A 19,915-nucleotide genomic window follows, 5' to 3' on the forward strand; every position below is an offset into this window, starting at 1 on the left:
CCAAATAGAAAATACGACACCGCCGCTACGGCATTGACGCGGTAGCGGCGGTGTCGGTGTTGTTACTGTTGTTGTCAGATGGTGTTGAGCATCTCCTTAACGGCGGTTTCAAGTTGTGTGTCACCTCCCTGAAGCTGAACTTCAGGAGTGTTGTAAACCTTGATGTCGGGTTGTAGTTCGTGATTTTCAAGATAGTTTCCGTCCATATCCTTGCATCCTACTTGAGGGATGCCGAATACCAGCGATGGATCTATCTGCGTTTCCCACCATACGGCTGTCATTGTGCCGGGAACGGGAGTGCCTATGAGTTTGCCTATGCCGAGCGTTTTGTAAACCCATGGGAAGCCGTGGGCATTGGAGTAATTGTCCTCGCACACGAGTACACATGAGGGCTTGAGCCATTTTGTGAACGGGTCGCTGCCGATGTAGCTGTTACGGGGTGTGTAACGTGCATATTCCTTACCGTCGAGCAGTGTCGCAAGGTCGTCGTGCAGCCAGCCTCCGCCGTTATGACGAGTGTCTACGATAACAGCGTCGCAGTTGCGATAACGGCCGAGAAGGTCTGAGAACACGGTGCGGAAACTCGGGCTGTCCATGCCCTTGACATGTACATAGCCAACCTTGCCGCCCGAGAGTTGTTCGACACGCTTGCGGTTGTTTTCTACCCAGCGTTTGTAAAGGAGGTCGCTTTGGGTGCCGTAGCTTATGGGCTTTACCTTCTCTTCAAATCTCTTGCCCGTAGAGGGGTCGAGCACTGTCAACATTACGCTTTTGCCTGCTTTGCCTGCGAGCATGGGGTAGTAATCCTTGCCGCGCTCGATTGTCTTTCCGTTGATTTTCTCGATTATGCAGCCTTTGGTAATTTTATTGTCGGCTTTGGTCAGCGGCCCCTGTGCTATGATTTGGGTTATCTTCAATCCGTCGCCGTCGTAGCTTTCGTCATAGAAAGCTCCGAGTGATGCTGTGGCGGGAGCTGATGTTGATGAATAGTAGCGGGCACCTGTGTGTGAGCCGTTTAGTTCGCCGAGCATTTCCGAAAGCATGTCGCGGAAATCGTAATTATTGTTGATGTAGGGTAGATATTTGCTGTAATCCTCGCGGAATGAGGCCCAGTCGATACCGTGGATTTCAGGGTCGTAGAACTTGTCGTTGACCTGTCGCCATGCATGGTTGAATATATAGTCGCGTTCTTCGGCGGGACGGTAGTTAAATTCGGCAGCGAAGGGTATTGACTTTGTATTGGCATCCTTTATATTGATCTGTGTTAGACCGCCTCTTGATATCAGAAAAGCCTTTTCTCCGTCTTTGTCGGTAAGTAACGGTCCGTAACCCACACCTTTTATCAGTAGCTTTGTCGAGTTTTCTTTAAGGTCATGCAACCATAAGTCATATCCGCCCTCAAATGAGGTACAATAATATAGTTTGTCGCCCTTCTTGGATAGCAGCGCGTCACCGAGGTTTGAAGAATTGACAGTTAGGCGCATTATGCGGTCACGTCGATTGTCGAGTTCAAGCTTGATGGGCTTGATTTCGTCCTCTTTTTCGACTTTGTCCTTCTTGCCTTTGCCTTTTTTATCTTTCTTGTCTTTTTTGTCGTCGTTTGCCGATGACTCCTTATCTTTTTTGTCCTTTTCAGCTTCTTCGGCAAGGGCGATCTCCTCCTTCGAAAGTTGGAATTTATCCCATGCTTCATCATCGAAGAACATTATGTAGACATCGGAGTGCGATCCCCAGCTTCCGTGGCTGCGGTAACCGGCTCGGTCTGAATTCCATATCATGGCTTTGCCGTCAAGTACCCATTTGGGATTGGTGTCGGAGTAACCGCTTTCGGTGAGATTTACCGTTTCACCGCTTCCATCGGCCTTGATTAGGGCTATGTCCTTGTTGTTCCATCCTCCTACGCCGATGTATTCGGTCAGGAACCAGCGTCCGTCGGGTGACCATGCAAATGATTGGTCGCCGTCGGAGTAGGAATAGTTATACTTGCCTTCCATGACTGTGCGTACATCTTTGCTTTTGCGATTGATAACTCTTATCGCCGAGCGGTCCTCGAGAAATGCAACTTCCTTGCCGTCGGGCGAATAGAGCGGCTGGAACGATGTCTTGTCGCCTGTCACAAGCGGTTTCTCCTCGATTTCCTGTGCGTAGGTGAAGTATTTGTCGTCATCGCGCACGATTGAACTTTCATAGATTCCCCATGTTTCACCACGTTCGGCCGAGTATACGAGAGAGCGTCCGTCGGGACTGAAGTCGATGTTGCGCTCCTGTTGGGGAGTGTCGGTTATCTGCTTTGTTGTGCGGTATTCCACTGATGTCACGTAGACATCGCCGTGTACTATGAATGCCACTTCTTTGCCTGAAGGCGACACTGCAATGTCGGTGGCTCCGCTGCTTATGAGCCGGTTTACGAGTTTCTGCTCGGTGATGTCCGATGTTATTGCTACGCTGACTTTGGCTGGTTGGGAGCCTTCGGTCACGGTGTATATCTCGCCGTCATATCCGTAACATAGCTTGCCGTCGTTGGAGGTGGTGAGGAATCTCACGGGATGCTTTGGATGTGATGTTATCTTTACGGTATTTTTTCCGTCGATTGTCGACTTGTAGACATTGAAGTTGCCGTCACGTTCACTCAGGTAGTAATAGGCGCTTCCGTCGGCTTTCCACACAGGGTTGCGGTCCTCGCCGTTGAAGTCGGTTAGCTTGCGATAGCTGCGGTTGCCGTCGGTGGTGCAAAGCCATATATCGCGTGTTATCGATGAAGTGTGATGCTTGCGCCATGTGTCCTCATATCCTTTCATGTCATTATAGAGCAGTTGCTTGCCGTCGGGGCTTATCGACAGATTTTCCATCGCAAGCGATGAATATAGCTTAGGCCGTCCGCCGGTAGTTGACACGCTGTATATTTGCGGGAATTGTACTGAAGGGAACTGGCTGTCATTCACATCGGGCTGTATAGATGCCGTGTAGAGCACATGTTCGTTGTCAAGGAATGTTTCGGGCATTTCACTTGCCGAGTGAGTGGTGAGTCTTGTGGGTGCTCCTCCCTCGCGTGACATTATGTAGATGTCAAAGCTGCCTTCGCGGTCGGAGGCAAAGGCGAGGCTTTTCCCATCGGGCGACCACACAGGGCGTGTGTCGTAGGCCGGATTGGTTGTCAACTGTGTGGCGCGGCCTCCCGTCGACGGGACGGTGAAAATGTCGCCTTGATAACAGAACGCGATAGTCTTTCCATCGGGTGATATGGCCGGATATCTCATCCATAGCGGTGACTCGGCTGCTTCTGCCGCAGCAGTCAAAGCAATGGCTCCGGCAATTAAAAATAACTTTTTCATTATAAGTGATAATGTAGTTGTGATGTAATTATTTACAAAGATAATTATTTATTGTTTTTTATAATGCCATTTGGACTACGAATTATTGAGATAGTAATTTAGAGCCGGTTCGACAATAAATGTTAACGGCAGGGCGGTCGATTGTTGAGTTATTTTCAATAGCGTTAAGCTTTTTAGTGAAATTTTTTATAACTTTGGGGAAGAATCCAATAAATTAAGCTTTAACCTAAATGAAAAGACCAATCATTGGTATGTTGGCGTTATGTTCGTCGGTAATTGCTATGGGCGAAACGGTGGATGTCAAGACGCTTGAGTACACGGGCCCTTATCCCGTGCAGATGCCATTAATGTTTGACAGTGTGGATGTTAATTCACGTAAGTTTGATGTGAAGTCACTGCTTGACACTCACGTGTCGCAGGCAACATTGCGTAATCCGGAGATATTTTCAGGTGATGTGGCTCCGGGAAGTGACGATGGCTATGCGTTGCATCTGCTTGGTTTTACCGTGGAAAACCGTCGTTACGCCAAGGCTTCGTTAAATGTAAAAGGGCTGAAGAATTATAATGTATATGTCGATGGCAGGAAACTTGAAGGCAATCAGCTCGTACTCACTCCTGCTACACACAAGATTACTGTTAAGTATCTTAGTGAAAAGGGGAAAAGCGACTCTGTAAAAGTGAGCCTCGACTTGGAGCATCCCGAGCTGTTGAAGGTCGGCACCGGAACATCACGCATGTACACGCTCGACGATGTGCTGCACGGTACGAGAATATCGTCTACAAGCATCTCGCCCGACGGCAAATACATGATAACATCCTACTATCACACCCGTAAGGGAGGGGCTTACGAATATGTGTACCGTATTTCCGATGTGGCTGCCGGTAATGTGGTGGCAGAAACATCTGACGCCATAAAGTGGATGCCTAAAGGAAGCCGCTACTATTATACGCGCAACACCAATGACGGTCGGGTGCTATATGCAGTCGATGTCGCTACCGGACGCCGTGACTTGATTGCTTCCGACATACCTAACGAGTGGTTCACCATATCGCCTGACGAGAGTTATCTTATAATAACATCGGTCCAGTCAGGTCCGAAGGAAAGCCCCGATGTGTATGAAATCATCCAGCCCGAGGACCGTCAGCCCGGTTGGCGTGACCGTTATATGTTGGCTAAATATGACCTTGCAACGGGGGTACAGCAGCCTATAACATTCGGACATAAAAGCGTGTCGCTCTCTGATATATCGGACGACAGTAAGAAGTTGCTTGTGCGTACATCACGCAGTCGATTAACTTCACGTCCCACCACTCTTACATCATTGTATGTAATCGACCTCGCGACAATGACCTCTACGCCAGTAGTCGAGGACGACGGTTTCATTTCGGGTGCCATGTTCTCACCCGATGCCACAAAGGTGCTTGTTTCGGGTTCACCAGAATCACTTGACGGCGTAGGACGCAACTTGCCTGAAGGACGCACTCCGAGCATGGTCGATGAGCAGCTCTATCTCATAAACATTGCCGACCGCAAGGTGACGCCTCTCACCAAGGAGTTTGACCCTAACATTCAGCAGCATGTTTGGAGCCGTGCCGACAACATGATATATTTCACAGCCGAGAACCGTGACATGTACAGCTTATACCGACTCAATCCCGCTAATGGCGACATAACCATGATTCCCGTACCTGAAGACCTTGTAAAAGGCATATCGTTGCCCGATGCAGGACGCACTATGGCTTGGTTCGGTCAGGGAGCATCCAACTCCGACCGCCTTTACAAGCTCGATACCAAGACCCTCAAGTCGACCTTGCTTGACGATCCGGTAAAGGAGCAGCTTAAGGATGTAGTGCTTGGCGAGTGTCGCCCATGGAGCTTCAAGAGCTCTCGCGGTGACAGCATCCACGGGCGTTTCTACTTGCCGCCTAACTTCGACCCCGCATCAAGTTACCCGATGATAGTTAATTACTATGGCGGTTGCAGCCCCACAAGCCGTAACTTTGAGAGCCGCTATCCTCATCATGCCTATGCAGCGTTGGGTTATGTCGTATTTGTAATCGAGCCCAGTGGTGCTACAGGTTTCGGACAGGAATTTGCATCACGTCACGTAAATACGGCAGGTGACGGTGTGGCTCAGGATATAATCGAGGGCACAAAGCAATTTTGTGCTGAACATCCCTTTGTCAATGCCCAAAAGATAGGTTGTATAGGTGCCTCTTACGGAGGATTCATGACTCAGTATCTGCAGACGCAGACCGATATTTTCGCAGCTGCCATATCACATGCAGGAATCAGCGACCACACAAGTTATTGGGGTGAGGGTTACTGGGGATATTCTTACAGCGAAGTGTCGATGGCCAACAGTTATCCGTGGACTCATCCCGACCTCTATGTGAAGCAAAGTCCGTTGTTCAATGCCGACAAGATACACACTCCGTTGCTATTCCTTCATGGCGACAAGGATAATAATGTGCCGGTGGGCGAGAGCATCCAGATGTTTACCGCATTGAAGCTTCTCGGTCGTGAAACTGCATTTGTAGCCGTTGCCGATCAGGATCACCATATAACCGATTACGGTAAGCGCATCAAATGGCAGAACACCATTTATGCATGGTTTGCAAAGTGGCTTCAGGACGACCCTGAATGGTGGAATGCAATGTATCCTGCAAAATCGTTATAAAACAGTAAAATCCGTAATGATGAAGCGTCATTGTTGGTCAAGTCGGGCGATTAAGTGTATTTCGGTGGCACTGGCATTGTTGTGTACAAGCGCGAGTGTTTATTCGCAAACCGAAGCAGCCGACAGTGTAACGCTGACATCGCGGAAGACCGATGGTAATCCTTACCGATTTTCATTGGGACAGCTGGCTGTGCCGGCTGTCCTGATAGGAGTCGGAGCTGCCGGGCTTTCTGGAACATGGTTGAAGCACAGCGGTTCGTCAAGCGGCTCTCAGACCCCCGACAATATAGTGCGTTTCGTGCCTCTTGCCGCAATGTACGGATTAAGACTTTGCGGTGTCAAGGGCTGCCACAATTATGTCGACATGACAATAGTGTCGGCTACAGCCTATGCCTTAATGGGCGTTACGGTGGCTTCGTTGAAGGGAATTGTGCGTTCGGAGCGTCCTGAAGGAAGTGACATGCATTCGTTTCCGTCGGGTCACGCGGCTGCCGCTTTCGTTGGGGCTGAACTGCTTCGACGCGAATATTGGAACGTATCGCCTTGGATTGGTGTCGGAGGATATGCCGTAGCTGTAGGCACCGCCGCTCTGCGATTGCATCACGGACGGCATTGGATTAACGATGTGCTTGCCGGTGCCGGAGTAGGAATATTAAGCGCTCAGGCTGCCTATTGGCTCTATCCGGTGATATCCCACGCTCTATTCCAGCGAAGAGATAACGCAAACAAGATGGCGGTGACGCTTGCACCCTGTTGGTATGGACGAGGAGGCGGCATTGCATGCGCGATGACCTTTTGATTAATTTGCTCCCATGAAAATTCACATTACAGTTAGAATATTAATACCAATCATATAACCAAAAAACATTAACGCACACAGTTATGAAATTAATTAAAAGTCTTATCGCGTCGGCTTTTATGGCAATGTCGGTGACGGGTTTTGCTATCGACAATGTCGGAATCACTACGACATCATTGTCGCCCGACCGATTTACATTGATACAGGATGGCAAGTCGCTGCCTGTATATGTTGATGACGCTGACGATTCAGGAGTCAAAATTGCTGTACGTAACCTTGCTGCCGACTTCGGTCGAGTAACGGGACATGACGCAGTGCTTGCCGATGCTCCGTCGGAATCGCGTATGATTATAGTTGGAACTATCGACTCTCCTGTTATGGAACGCATCGCAAAAGCGGGAAAGATAGATGCATCACAGCTTAAAGGAAAGTATGAGAAATATTTGATGTCGACCGTGCAGTCACCTCTGCCGGGAGTCGATGAGGCTCTTGTTATTGCGGGAAGTGACCGTCGAGGAGCCATATATGGTGTATACGAGCTTTCGGAGCAGATAGGTGTGTCGCCTTGGTATGACTGGGCTGATGTTCCGGTGGCACATAACGACAATATGTCGATGTCACGCGGCACTTACACTGCCGGCGAGCCTGCGGTGAAATATCGCGGCTTGTTCCTTAATGATGAGGCTCCGTGCCTTACCGGATGGGTGAAGAATACATACGGGACCGATTATGGTGACCACCGTTTCTATGCACGCGTGTTTGAACTCATATTGCGTCTTCGCGGCAATATGATGTGGCCGGCCATGTGGGGCTGGGCTTTCTATGCCGATGATCTTGAAAATAGCAAGACCGCCGATGATATGGGCGTGGTTATGGGAACATCGCATCATGAACCCATGGCGCGCAACCATCAGGAGTGGGCGCGTCGCCGCGGTGAAAACGGCCCGTGGAATTATGCGACCAACCGTGATGTGATAGACCGCTTTTTTGTTGAAGGAATCGAACGTGCCAAGAACACTGAGGACATTGTTACGATAGGTATGCGTGGTGACGGTGACGAAGCCATGAGTGCAGAGGCAGATGTAAAACTGCTTAAGGAAATCATAAATAATCAACGCAAGATCATAAGCAAGGTTACGCGTAAGAAGGCGTCGGCCACCCCGCAGGTGTGGGCATTATATAAAGAGGTGCTCGATTACTATGACAAGGGTCTGCGTGCTCCCGATGATGTGATATACCTGTTGTGTGACGACAATTGGGGCAATGTTCGCCGACTGCCCAATGCCGAGGAACGCAAACATCCGGGCGGATGGGGAATGTATTACCATGTCGACTATGTTGGTGCACCCCGTAACTCTAAATGGCTTAACGTGACTCCTATACAGAATATGTGGGAGCAGCTTAGCCTGACTTATAAATACGGTGTCGACAAGCTATGGATTCTTAATGTGGGCGACCTTAAGCCGATGGAATATCCTATAACGCTGTTTATGGATATGGCATGGAGGCCTGAAAAATATTCGGCACACAACCTCCTTGAACATACTTTGGAATTCTGTCGTCAGCAATTCGGTGAAGCACAGGCTCCCGAAGCTGCCCGCATATTGAATCTTTACAGCAAATATAACGGACGAGTGACTGCCGAGATGCTTGACCGCCGCACCTATAATCTGAGTAGTGGTGAATGGCGTAAGGTAGCCGACGAATATGTGCGTCTTGAGGCCGAGGCCATGCGACAGTATATGACGCTTGAGCCGCAATATCGTGACGCATACAAGCAGCTTATACTTTTCCCCGTTCAGGCCATGTCCAATATCTATGAAATGTATTACGCGCAGGCAATGAACCTGAAGCTGTTTGAGGAAGGCAATCCTGAGGCCAATGAATGGGCCGACAAGGTTGAACGTTGTTTCAACCGTGACGCAGAACTCATGCGCGACTACAACGAAGTGATGGCCGATGGCAAATGGAACGGAATGATGACGCAGAAGCACATTGGTTATCGTAGCTGGAACGACAACTTCAGAGCCGATACAATGCCCATGGTAAAGCGCATCGACAATCCCGATGATTGCAAGGGCGATTATGTATTTACTTCTTCCAATGGAGTTGTGAGCATGGAAGCCGAGCACTACTATTCGTTGACCGAGCCGACAAGCGATGCACGCTGGACGGTGATTCCCTACATGGGACGCACACTCAGCGGAATGTCGGTAATGCCTCCTACCGAACCGGTCGACGGTGCGTCACTTACTTATCGCATGACATTGCCCGACACCGCAACTTACGTGACCGTACGTGTCGTCGTGAAGTCGACACTTGACTTCCTTGACAAGGGCGGACTTTGCTACACGGTGGCTCTTGACGGAGGTGACGCACAATCGATAAACTTCAACAGCAATCTAAACGAGAAGCCCGAAAACATATACAGCGTATTCTATCCCACCGTTGCCGGACGCGTAGTGGAGAAAAGCGTTACGCTGCCGGTAAAGAAGGGCACCAAATATCATGACTTGGTGGTTGCGCCTTCGGATCCGGGAATCGTATTCGAGAAAATAGTCGTTGACTTCGGCGGATACACACCTTCATTCTTGTTTATGGATGAGTCGTCATGTTCACGTAATTCAAAATAACCTCATAATATAAGTATCATGAATAATATACAAGCTACAAGCGGCAAGATGACAAATTACCGTTGGGTTATTTGTACGATGCTGTTTTTCGCATTGGTCATCAACTATCTCGACCGTCAGGTGCTGTCGTTGACCTGGGTCAATTTCATCGCTCCCGAGTTTAACTGGGGACCTGATGATTACGGATTGATAACCGGATGTTTCTCGCTCGTTTATGCCGTGGGAATGTTATTTGTAGGCAAGTTCATCGACTACATAGGCACTCGTCGCGGTTATATGTGGGCGATAGGAATATGGTCATTCGGCGCTTGCCTTCACGCCTTCTGTGGCGTGCTCACCAACGGCATAGTGTCGGGCGACTGGATTCTGTCGTTCACCGGAGCGCGCGAGCACCTGATGGAGCTGCAGTCGGTGGCCAATGTGTCGATGATGATAACCACCGTGAGTGTGTGGCTGTTTCTTGTGGCACGTTGCGTGTTGTCGGTGGGAGAGAGCGGAAACTTCCCTTGCTCGATCAAGGCCGTCGCCGAGTATTTCCCCAAGAAGGATCGCGGATTTGCTACCGGTGTGTTCAATTCAGGCTCACAGATAGGTGCATTGCTCGCTCCGTTCACCATCCCCTTGATAGCTCGTCACTACGGATGGGAGATGGCGTTTCTGCTCATCGGAGCCTTGGGCTTCGTGTGGATGGGCGTGTGGGTGTTTGCTTACAAGGAGCCGCGCAAGAATCCCCGTGTCAATGAGGCCGAGCTTGCATATATCGAGCAGGACGGCATAGGCGAGGACAATCCCGAGTGTGACGCTTCGTCAAAGTGCAGCGAGCCTGAGGTTGGAGTGTTCCAGGCTTTTACTTTCCGCCAGACATGGGCGGTGATTTTCGGCCGTTTCCTTCCCGACTCGGTGTGGTGGTTCCTGTTGTTCTGGGCCCCTGCATTCATCAGCAATGTCTACGGTTATCCCACCGACTCAACCGAGGGAATGCTCGCAATATTCACCATTTATCTTATTTCGATGCTTTCGTTGGGCGGCAGTTACCTGCCTACTTTCTTTATCAACCGCAATCGTGTAAATCCATACAAGGGCCGCATGCACGCCATGCTGATATTTGCACTGTTCCCGCTGCTCGGAATGCTTGTGATGCCCCTCGGCCAGATGTCGATGTGGTATCCGGTAGTCATAATAGGCATAATGGCCGCCGCTCATCAGAGCTGGAGCGCCAATGTCTACAATGTTGTCAGCGACATGTTTCCGAAATCGGTTGTCGCTACGGTAACGGGCGCTGCGGGTCTTGCCAGCGGTCTTGGCAGCTTCACATCCAACTACGGAGCCGGAAAGCTGTTCAAGTACGCTACCGATACCGACATGCAGTTCCTCGGATTCTCGGGTGAGAATGCCGGTTACATGATTGTGTTCCTGATTGCATCGGTAGCTTATCTGGTAAGCTGGATTGTGATGAAAGTTCTTGTGCCCCGATACAAGCTTGTGGAGTTAAAAAAGAGATAAATCAATAATAAATTCATCGTCAATGAATCCTAAATTACCATTTATGAATCCCGACTTCATGCTCCAGAACGACACAGCCAAGCGGCTCTATCGCGAGCATGCTGCCAATATGCCCATAATCGACTATCACTGCCACCTGTCGCCCAAAATGATAGCCGAGGACCATCGATTTTCGACAATTACCGAGCTGTGGCTTGGCGGCGACCACTACAAGTGGCGTGCGATGCGCACCAACGGTGTCGACGAGCGTTACATAACAGGTGATGCAAGCGACTGGGAGAAGTTTGAGAAATGGGCCGAAACAGTGTCTTACGTTATGCGCAATCCGCTCTATCACTGGAGTCACATGGAGCTGCGCACCGCATTCGGGATTACCGACACGCTGAATGCACAGTCGGCTCGCCGAATCTATGATATATGCAACGAGAAACTCGCCGGACCGGGAATGACCGCCCGCGGCCTTATGGAGCATTACAATGTAGAGGTGGTGTGTACGACCGACGATCCCGTGGATACTCTTGAATACCACAAGGCGATAAGGGAGAGCGGGTTCAAGGTCAAGGTATATCCGGCATGGCGTCCCGACAAGGCCATGGCCGTGACCGATCCTGAGTCATATCGAGCCTACATCGCGACGCTTGGCAAGGCTGCCGATGTCGACATAACATCTTACGCCGACCTGATGGAAGCGCTGCGTGTGCGTCACGATTTCTTTGCTTCGCAGGGATGTCGCATTGCCGATCATGGAGTGTCGCAGTTCCCGTGGGCCGAGTGCAGCGAGGCTGAAGCTTCGGCATTGTTTGACAAGGTCATGAGCGGACAGATGCTTGCCTCCGATGAAGTAATCAAGCTGCAGACCTCGATATTGCTCGACCTTTGTCGCATGAATCATGAGAAGGATTGGGTGCAGCAGTTCCACTTCGGTGCTATGCGTAACGTTAATACGCGAATGTTCCGCAAACTGGGCCCCGACACCGGCTTTGACACGATAGGCAGCTACAACTGTACGGAGGCTATAGCACGCTTCCTTGATGCGCTCGACCGTGACAATTGCCTTGCAAAGAGCATCTTATATAATCTCAATCCGAGCGACAACGTTTGGCTGGCAGCCATGATCGGTAATTTCCAGGACGGTTCGGTGCCGGGAAAGATTCAGATGGGTTCGGCCTGGTGGTTCAACGACAACCGATTCGGCATGGAAGCGCAACTCAATGCACTGTCGATGCAGAGCCTGTTCAGTCGCTTTGTGGGAATGCTCACCGACTCCCGTTCATTTGTGTCATATCCTCGTCACGATTATTTCCGACGCATTGTGTGTACGTTAATAGGGCGTGACATCGAGGAGGGCAAGATTCCGGTGAGCGAGCTTACACGAATAGGGAAGATGGTTGAGGATATAAGCTATTATAACGCTAAGTCATATTTTAAATTTTAAATCGATATGGAGAAAACTTGGAGATGGTTTGGCCCTAAGGATAAGATAACGCTTGACATGTTGCGCCAGATAGGCGTAGAGGGCATCGTGACATCGTTGCATCACATAGCCAACGGCGAGGTGTGGAGCCTCGACGAGGTTAACAAGATGAAGGAGTACATCGAGAGTCACGGACTGCGCTGGTCGGTTGTTGAAAGTCTGCCGGTGAGCGAATCTATAAAATACGGCGGCCCCGACCGCGATAAGCTGATTGAGAACTACAAGGAGAGCCTGCGCAATCTCGGTAAGGCCGGTGTGAAGACTATATGCTATAACTTCATGCCCGTACTCGACTGGGCGCGTACCGACCTTGAGTATCCCAACGGTGACGGCACATCCAACCTATATTTCAACAAAGCTGAATTTGCCTACTTCGACATATACATCCTGAAACGCGAGAATGCCGAGAAGGATTACGATGCCGTGACGCTGTCGCGTGTTGAGGACCTTCGTCCCGTGATGACGCCCGATGCCGAGCATCGTCTTGTGGAGAACATCATCGTAAAGACTCAGGGATTTGTCAACGGTAACATAAGCGAGGATGACGAAGCTCCTGTGGCAACTTTCAGGGAGCTCCTCAAGCTGTATGAGGGAATCGACCGTGATGCGTTACGTGCCAACATGAAGTACTTCCTGGAGGCTATCATGCCGGTGTGCAACGAATATGACATCAACATGTGTGTGCATCCCGACGATCCTCCGTTGCAGATACTCGGACTTCCGCGCATAGTGACTTGCGACGATGACATCAAGTGGTTTCTTGATGCCGTTCCCGACAAGCATAACGGCTTGACATTCTGTTCGGGCTCACTGAGCGCAGGCGCTCATAACAACGTTCCCGAGCTTGCCCGCAAATATGCCGACCGCACATGGTTTGTGCATCTGCGAAGCACATCGGTGCTTCCCAACGGCGATTTCCGCGAGGCTCCGCATCTCGGCGGCCGTGCCGACATAATCGAGCTTGTGAGAGTATTCGAGAAGACCAATCCCGAACTTCCCATGCGCGTTGACCATGCTCCGCTGATGCTTGGCGACGAGAAGATGGGCTATAATGCCGGATACTCGTTCCATGGACGAATGTTGGCCCTCGGACAGGTCGGGGGTGTTATCGCAACAGTCGACCGTGACATTAAAGAAGGTAAAATATAAAAAATACGACATAAATATGAACGAATTGTTTTCAGTAAAGGACCGCGTGGTGGTAATCACCGGCGGAACGGGCGTGTTGGGCGCCTGCATAGGCGAATACCTTGCAAAGCAGGGAGCTAAAGTGGTGCTGATGGGTCGTCGTAAGGAAGAGGGCGACCGCATAGTCGATAAAATCCGTGCCGAAGGAGGTGAGGCAATGTTCCTTGTAACGGATGTAATGAATCCCGAAGTGGTGCAGAAGAACTGCGACGACATCATTGCTGCCTATGGCCGTGTCGACGCACTTCTCAATGCGGCAGGAGGCAACATGCCGGGCGCAACTATCGCTCCCACGGGCACAATATTCGACATAAAGGTCGAGGAGTTCCAGAAGGTACTTAATGTAAATCTTACAGGAACTGTAATCCCCACTCAGATATTCCTTAAGCCGATGGTTGAGGCAGGTTGCGGCGCAATAGTCAACTTCTCGTCAATGGCTGCATTCCGTCCTATGACACGTGTGCTCGGATATGCTGCAGCTAAAGCCGGAATAAGCAACTTCACCGCATTCCTTGCCAACGAAGTGGCTACAAAATTCACTCCGTCGATACGAGTAAACGCGATTGCTCCGGGATTCTTCCTGACCAATCAGAACCGTGCGTTGCTCACCAATCCCGACGGCTCATTGACCGAGCGCGGCGCCGATGTCATCCGTCAGACTCCCTTCAAGCGTTTCGGAAAGCCCGAAGAGCTTTGCGGTACGATTCAGTATCTGATAAGTGACGCTGCATCGTTTGTAACCGGAACCGTGGCCGTGGTCGACGGCGGTTTCAACGCTTTTGCGATGTAATCGTATACAATCGGATGAAAAACAAACGGCAGTCTGCATCAACGCAGGCTGCCGTTCTTTCGTTCCAATATACCTAATCAGTGCAAAAATTGCCAAGATTTAAAATTGAACAGCTCGCCGTCGTCACCTCGGAACAGGATGAGTAGGTCGTGTACACCTGTGGCCTTTCCTTTAACTTGTGACTTGAGCTGACCCTTGCTATCGGGGGTGACTTCGATTTTAGCGATGGGACGGCCTTCGAGATTGTCGAGGTAGAATTCGACAGTGCCGTTACGTTGCGCGTCGCTCACCTCTACAGTTACGGCCGAAGGAACATTGTTGCCGAAGTCGACCGAACGCACCTTAAGCCAGTCGCCGTTGTTGATGGAGGTGAGGTAGTGGTTGTCCTTTCCGGCGTTACGGTCGGTCTTAAGGCCGTAACTTTCTGCCATTGTGGGGGCCGATACCTTCTGATAGGGATTGAAGTTGCGCAGAGGCTTTGTAACGCCCTCTTTGGTGAACGGGATGAAAGGAATCTTGTCGCCGTCCCAGTTAAACTCCTCGATCGATGTCGAGCGACGGAATCCTCCGCCGTTGGGAAGAAGCCCGTCATGATAAAACATGAAGTTGCGGCCGCCGATTTCGATGCTTCCGCCATGTATGGTGAAGCTGCCTTTTGTTTCGTCCATTATTCGGCCTTGGTATTTCCACGGGCCGTTTATGCTTGATGAGGTAGAGTAGGCCATGTGTTCGGGAACGCCTCCGGCTGCATATACAATATAATATATGCCGTTGCGCTTGAACACCCACGGGCCTTCCTCATAGCCTGTCTTCATTTTGCGCTTTCCGGCCTGATAATCCATTTTCATTACTTTAGGGCCGAAACATTCGGGATCATCGAGTCCGCTCACCGGCATAACTTCGCTTCCGAGCGATATCATGTCGCGGTTTAGCTTGGCATACCACAATCCGTTGTTGCCCCAGAATATGTAAGCCTGTCCGTCATCGTCGATAAATACCGAGGGGTCGATGTAGCCGAAGCCTCCGGCAACGAGCGGCTTGCCGAGCGGGTCGATGTAGGGGCCTTCGGGAGTATCGGATACTCCGACTCCTATTCCGTGAAGGTGAACTGTGGTGTCTTCGGCGCAGATGTACCAATACCACTTTCCGTCACGCTCGATGGCTTGCGACGCCCACGCGTTGTCACCCTGCTTGGCCCACTTGAATGTGACCGTGGACATCGGGGTTCCTTCGTAGGTCCAGTTAAGCATGTCGGTAGAGGTATAGAGCTGCCAATCCTTCATTTTGAAATATTGGGCATCGTCTTCGTCATGGTCTACAAAGAGGTAGACTGTGTCATTATGCACGTAGGGTGCGGGGTCGGGAGTGTAGGAGGTCTGTATGATCGGATTATTCGCCATTGACATTGAAGCCACGGCAGCCATCGCAGCGACGGCAAGTATCTTGTTGAGATTCATCAGGTGTTTATTAAGGTTAATTAACTGAAACAAAGATAACACTATATTCGTCATCATGAAAATGATGTCGTAACGTAAATCTTTGTTTATGTTACGTTGGATAGATTAATATGTCAATCATGGCGCATAATTGTATCGGCGATAGTGGATAAATCAATCAGTTGTGGTGGTGAAATGAATTTGGCAGAATATAATCATGCGCTAATAAATGGTTATATCATAGTGATTTAAATACATGGAGTTACGTAACAAGAGAAATTTGTTACAATGCTTTTGCATGAGGTTACATGGGGAAAGATATGTGTATCATCATAGTTTTGGCGTGTTGGTGACTGTCGCTAATTTTGCCATGCAATTTAAACCATAATTAACACATTGTAATGCGAAAGCTACTAATTAACTTAACATTCCTTTTGTTAGCCGCAACAATCACAAGCAATGCCGTCGAAGTCGCCGACAAGTCGACATTTGCCAATCCCATGTTGTGGGCCGATGTTCCCGACCCCGATGTAATCAGGGTTGGTGATGATTTTTATATGGTAAGTACGACTATGCATCTTATGCCCGGTTGTCCTATTATGCGTTCCAAGGATTTGGTGAATTGGGAAGTTATCAGCTATGTATTTGATACCCTTGATGATAATTCGCGCTATCGCCTTATCGACGGAAATGTATACGGCCGCGGTCAATGGGCCACTTCGCTGAAGTATCATGACGGACGCTTCTATGTGCTTTTCTCGCCTAACGATCAGCCCTATCGCTCCTATATATATAGTACAACCGATCCTGCCGGAAAGTGGGAGCTCGTGAGCCGTACTCCGCACTTCCATGACTCTTCGCTTTTGTTTGACGACGACGGAAGGGTATATGTCTACTCGGGAACGGGTAGCCTTCGCGAACTCAACCCTGACTTGAGCGATGTCAAGGAGGGTGGCGTGGACATGGTGATATTTGAACGTGACTCCACCGAAACCGGATTGCTCGAAGGCAGCCGTGCATTGAAGCTTAACGGCAAATACTATCTGCTCATGATTTCGTGGCCCAACGGAAAGCCCCGCCGTCAGGTGTGCTATCGTGCCGACAAAATCACAGGCCCCTATGAGAAGAAGGTGATTCTTCAGTCGGAATTCGGCGGATTCCCCTATGCCGGTCAAGGTACCATCGTAGATGACGCCAAGGGCAACTGGTGGGGAGTGATATTTCAGGACCGCGGAGGTGTGGGCCGTGTGCTCACCTTGATGCCGTGCCGCTGGATTGACGGTTGGCCTATACTCGGCGATGAAAACGGAAAGATTCCTGCCGTAATGGAACGCCCCGTAGCAGGATGCCCCGACAAAAAGATTGTGACAAGTGATGACTTCAACTCCGACAAGCTCAATATAAACTGGCAGTGGAACCATTGTCCCGTCAATGAAGCATGGTCGCTCACCGACCGTCCCGGACACTTGAGGCTGACGACTTCGCGTGTTGTAGATAATCTATATAACGCACCCAACACCATAAGCCAGCGAATGGAAGGCCCTGAATGCAACGGCATAGTCAAAATAGATGTATCGCACATGAAGGATGGCGATGTTGCCGGATTCGGAGCTTTCAACGGACACTCGGGCCTGCTGTCGATTGAAAAGAGCAATGGTAAGACCGAACTGGTCATGCACACCAATGTCGTTAATATGGAACGACGCACCAAAAATGTACTTGGTGTGGACAATGAGGAGATTCAGCGTGTGGCACTGAACTCTCCGGTAGTGATGCTGCGAATAAATGCCGATTTCCGTCCGGGGCGTGACATTGCCCGATTTGCCTACAGCACCGACGGCAAGTCATGGACCAATATCGGCAGCGACTTCAAAATGCGATTTGATTACCAACGACTCTTCATGGGCACTCGATTCGCAATCTACAACTATGCGACTCGCGAAAAAGGCGGATATGTCGATGTTGATTATTTCAACTACGAGCGATTGTCCGATGACGCACACTCGTTATCTAAAAATGATACAAAATAGTAACCTATGGTAAAAAAGATAATTCGATTTAGTTTTGGGTAATACTAATGTGGCACACACATGTTTGGTAGTGAGGGGTTGCCGGCCTCGGCAACCCCATTCATTACTTTTTAGTTAAAGCACTGTGTGTCAATGATGATGTTACGTAGATAAAGAAGTCTGTTACAAAATTGAAGCGCGATGTAACGTGCGTAAAGAAAAATGAAATAACGTAACATATCGGTTAACACCTATATATCTAAATTTGTATAATCTTTCTTAACATTAAATCGTAAAAACTGTGTACCATATATGAAGTTTTATTTAACCTTAACGTTTTTTGCCGCTCTGGCCCTGTTGACACAATCTTGTGCAAGCAGCTCGGAGAAAGCTGCCGCAGTAGCTCCTCAAGAATCGTTAGCTCTTTTCGATTCATTCTCCTACAAGGGAATGGACGATTTTTATGCACAGAATACATTGCCCGATGATGGCTCATTCTATAATCCCATCCTGCCCGGATGGTATTCCGATCCTACGATATGCACCAATGGCGATGGCGATTATTTTCTTGCAACATCCACGTTCACCTATTTCCCCGGTGTTCCCCTGTTTCACAGCCGTGACCTTGTCAACTGGAAGCAGATAGGACATGTGCTTACACGTGAATCGCAACTTGTCAACATGAACGGACAGCACGTGAGCGGCGGAATCTTCGCTCCCGCGCTTAGCTATAATCCGGCCAACAAGACCTACTACATGATTACCACCAATGTAGGAGCCGGCAACTTCTTTGTAAAGACACAGGATCCCTTCGGCGAATGGAGCGATCCCATCTACGTTCCCGAGGTGCAGGGCATCGACCCCTCATTCTTCTTTGACAAGGACGGAAAGGGTTACATCGTCAACAATGACGACGCCCCCGATGGAAAGCCCGAGTATTCGGGACACCGCACAGTGCGCATCGTCGAGTTTGATCCCGCAACCGACAAGTGCGTGGGCGAACGCAAAATCATCGTCAATAAAGGATGGCGTCCCCAGGACAAGCCCATCTGGTGCGAAGGCCCACACATATATAATATAGACGGAACATATTATCTTATGACTGCCGAAGGCGGAACAGGTGACTGGCACAGCGAAGTTATATATCGCGGTAAGTCGCCTTTCGGTCCGTTTGAACCCTGGCAGGAAAATCCCATACTTACCCAGCGTACACTTGACAACAGCCGTCCCGAGCCGATTACTTGTGCCGGACATGCCGATCTCGTACAAACAAAGGAGGGCGACTGGTGGGCCGTGTTTCTCGCTTGCCGTCCGCTCGACGGTCGATTCGAGAACCTCGGACGCGAAACATTCATGATGCCCGTGAAGTGGACCGATGACGGATGGCCCTACATGACACGCGGCGAAGAGGTGGTGCCTATGGTGCTCAACCGTCCCGGCGTGAAGCGCGAAGAGAATGTGACATTCGGTAATTTCACCGATGTCGATGACTTTGACGCTGATACCCTCGGCCTCCAGTGGATGACGTTGCGCACGCCTGCCGCCGACCTTTACTCACTCACATCCAACCCCGGTTACCTGACTATCAACTGTGCCGACATCAACTCGTCGGAGAAGGTGGCTATACCTTATATAGGACGCCGTGTGCAGCATCACAAATATGAGGCCGCAACCCGACTGATATTCAACGCCGGCAATGAAAACCAGTGCGCCGGCCTGCTCGTGTTCAAGGACGAGAATCATCAGTTCCTTCTTGCCCGCGGCCGTGACGCAAAAGGCGGATGCGTGCTCCTCCATAAAATCGACGGCAAAGAAGGTGAAGAGCTTGCCAAGGAGCAGCTCAACGACTCTATCTCGGTGCTCGACCTGAAGGTGGTGTCGCAGGGTAAAACACTCGATTTCTACTATTCGACCGACAACGGTGCAAAGTGGCAGACACTTGCCACCGGAATCGACGCCCAATACACCTCGACGGCCAACGCCGGAGGTTTCACAGGTACTACCGTAGGCCCTTACGCGACCAATAAGAAATAAATAACCTAATTAATTAACCTAAAAAACCAATAAAAA

General features: G+C 50.0%; 11 protein-coding genes. 9 read left to right on the forward strand and 2 right to left on the reverse strand.

Features of this window, described 5'->3' with window-relative positions:
- Positions 1-74: 74 nt before the first annotated feature.
- The gene (locus E5354_RS04415; RefSeq protein WP_135946559.1) at positions 75-3,332 is read right to left on the reverse strand and encodes a S41 family peptidase; all 3,258 of its coding nucleotides are present in this window, start codon (positions 3,330-3,332) and stop codon (positions 75-77) included.
- 230 nt (positions 3,333-3,562) lie between these two features.
- Between E5354_RS04415 and E5354_RS04420 the strand changes: the two genes are divergently transcribed.
- The 7 genes from E5354_RS04420 to E5354_RS04450 all read left to right on the forward strand — a co-directional run bounded on the left by E5354_RS04420 (position 3,563) and on the right by E5354_RS04450 (position 14,400).
- Complete coding sequence (locus E5354_RS04420; RefSeq protein ID WP_135946560.1) at positions 3,563-6,013, forward strand: prolyl oligopeptidase family serine peptidase; 2,451 nt, start codon at positions 3,563-3,565, stop codon at positions 6,011-6,013.
- Between the two features lie 16 nt (positions 6,014-6,029).
- Entirely contained in the window at positions 6,030-6,812 is a 783-nt protein-coding gene (locus E5354_RS04425; RefSeq protein ID WP_168353822.1) for a phosphatase PAP2 family protein, read from the forward strand.
- 83 nt (positions 6,813-6,895) lie between these two features.
- A complete protein-coding gene (locus tag E5354_RS04430; protein ID WP_135946562.1) occupies positions 6,896-9,445 on the forward strand; it encodes a glycosyl hydrolase 115 family protein in 2,550 nt (849 codons plus the stop codon).
- An 18-nt stretch (positions 9,446-9,463) separates the two neighbouring features.
- Complete coding sequence (locus E5354_RS04435) at positions 9,464-10,948, forward strand: MFS transporter (protein ID WP_210433131.1); 1,485 nt, start codon at positions 9,464-9,466, stop codon at positions 10,946-10,948.
- Positions 10,949-10,970: 22 nt separating this feature from the next.
- The gene (gene uxaC, locus E5354_RS04440; protein WP_123395297.1) at positions 10,971-12,383 is read left to right on the forward strand and encodes a glucuronate isomerase; all 1,413 of its coding nucleotides are present in this window, start codon (positions 10,971-10,973) and stop codon (positions 12,381-12,383) included.
- A gap of 6 nt (positions 12,384-12,389) precedes the next feature.
- Positions 12,390-13,571, forward strand: a complete 1,182-nt coding sequence (uxuA, locus tag E5354_RS04445) for a mannonate dehydratase (protein WP_123395298.1) — start codon at positions 12,390-12,392, stop codon at positions 13,569-13,571.
- Positions 13,572-13,587: 16 nt separating this feature from the next.
- The gene (locus E5354_RS04450) at positions 13,588-14,400 is read left to right on the forward strand and encodes an SDR family oxidoreductase (protein ID WP_123395299.1); all 813 of its coding nucleotides are present in this window, start codon (positions 13,588-13,590) and stop codon (positions 14,398-14,400) included.
- 77 nt (positions 14,401-14,477) lie between these two features.
- On the opposite strand, the gene E5354_RS04455 is transcribed toward E5354_RS04450, so the two are convergent.
- The gene (locus E5354_RS04455) at positions 14,478-15,857 is read right to left on the reverse strand and encodes a glycoside hydrolase family 43 protein (RefSeq protein WP_246863739.1); all 1,380 of its coding nucleotides are present in this window, start codon (positions 15,855-15,857) and stop codon (positions 14,478-14,480) included.
- 380 nt (positions 15,858-16,237) lie between these two features.
- Here E5354_RS04455 and E5354_RS04460 point away from each other — a divergent pair, with 380 nt between their 5' ends.
- Entirely contained in the window at positions 16,238-17,866 is a 1,629-nt protein-coding gene (locus tag E5354_RS04460) for a glycoside hydrolase 43 family protein (RefSeq protein WP_135946563.1), read from the forward strand.
- A gap of 291 nt (positions 17,867-18,157) precedes the next feature.
- Entirely contained in the window at positions 18,158-19,879 is a 1,722-nt protein-coding gene (locus tag E5354_RS04465) for a glycoside hydrolase family 43 protein (RefSeq protein ID WP_135946564.1), read from the forward strand.
- Positions 19,880-19,915 lie beyond the last annotated feature (36 nt).

Origin of the sequence: Muribaculum sp. NM65_B17 (assembly GCF_004793735.1) — a bacterium.
Lineage (GTDB): Bacteria > Bacteroidota > Bacteroidia > Bacteroidales > Muribaculaceae > Muribaculum > Muribaculum gordoncarteri.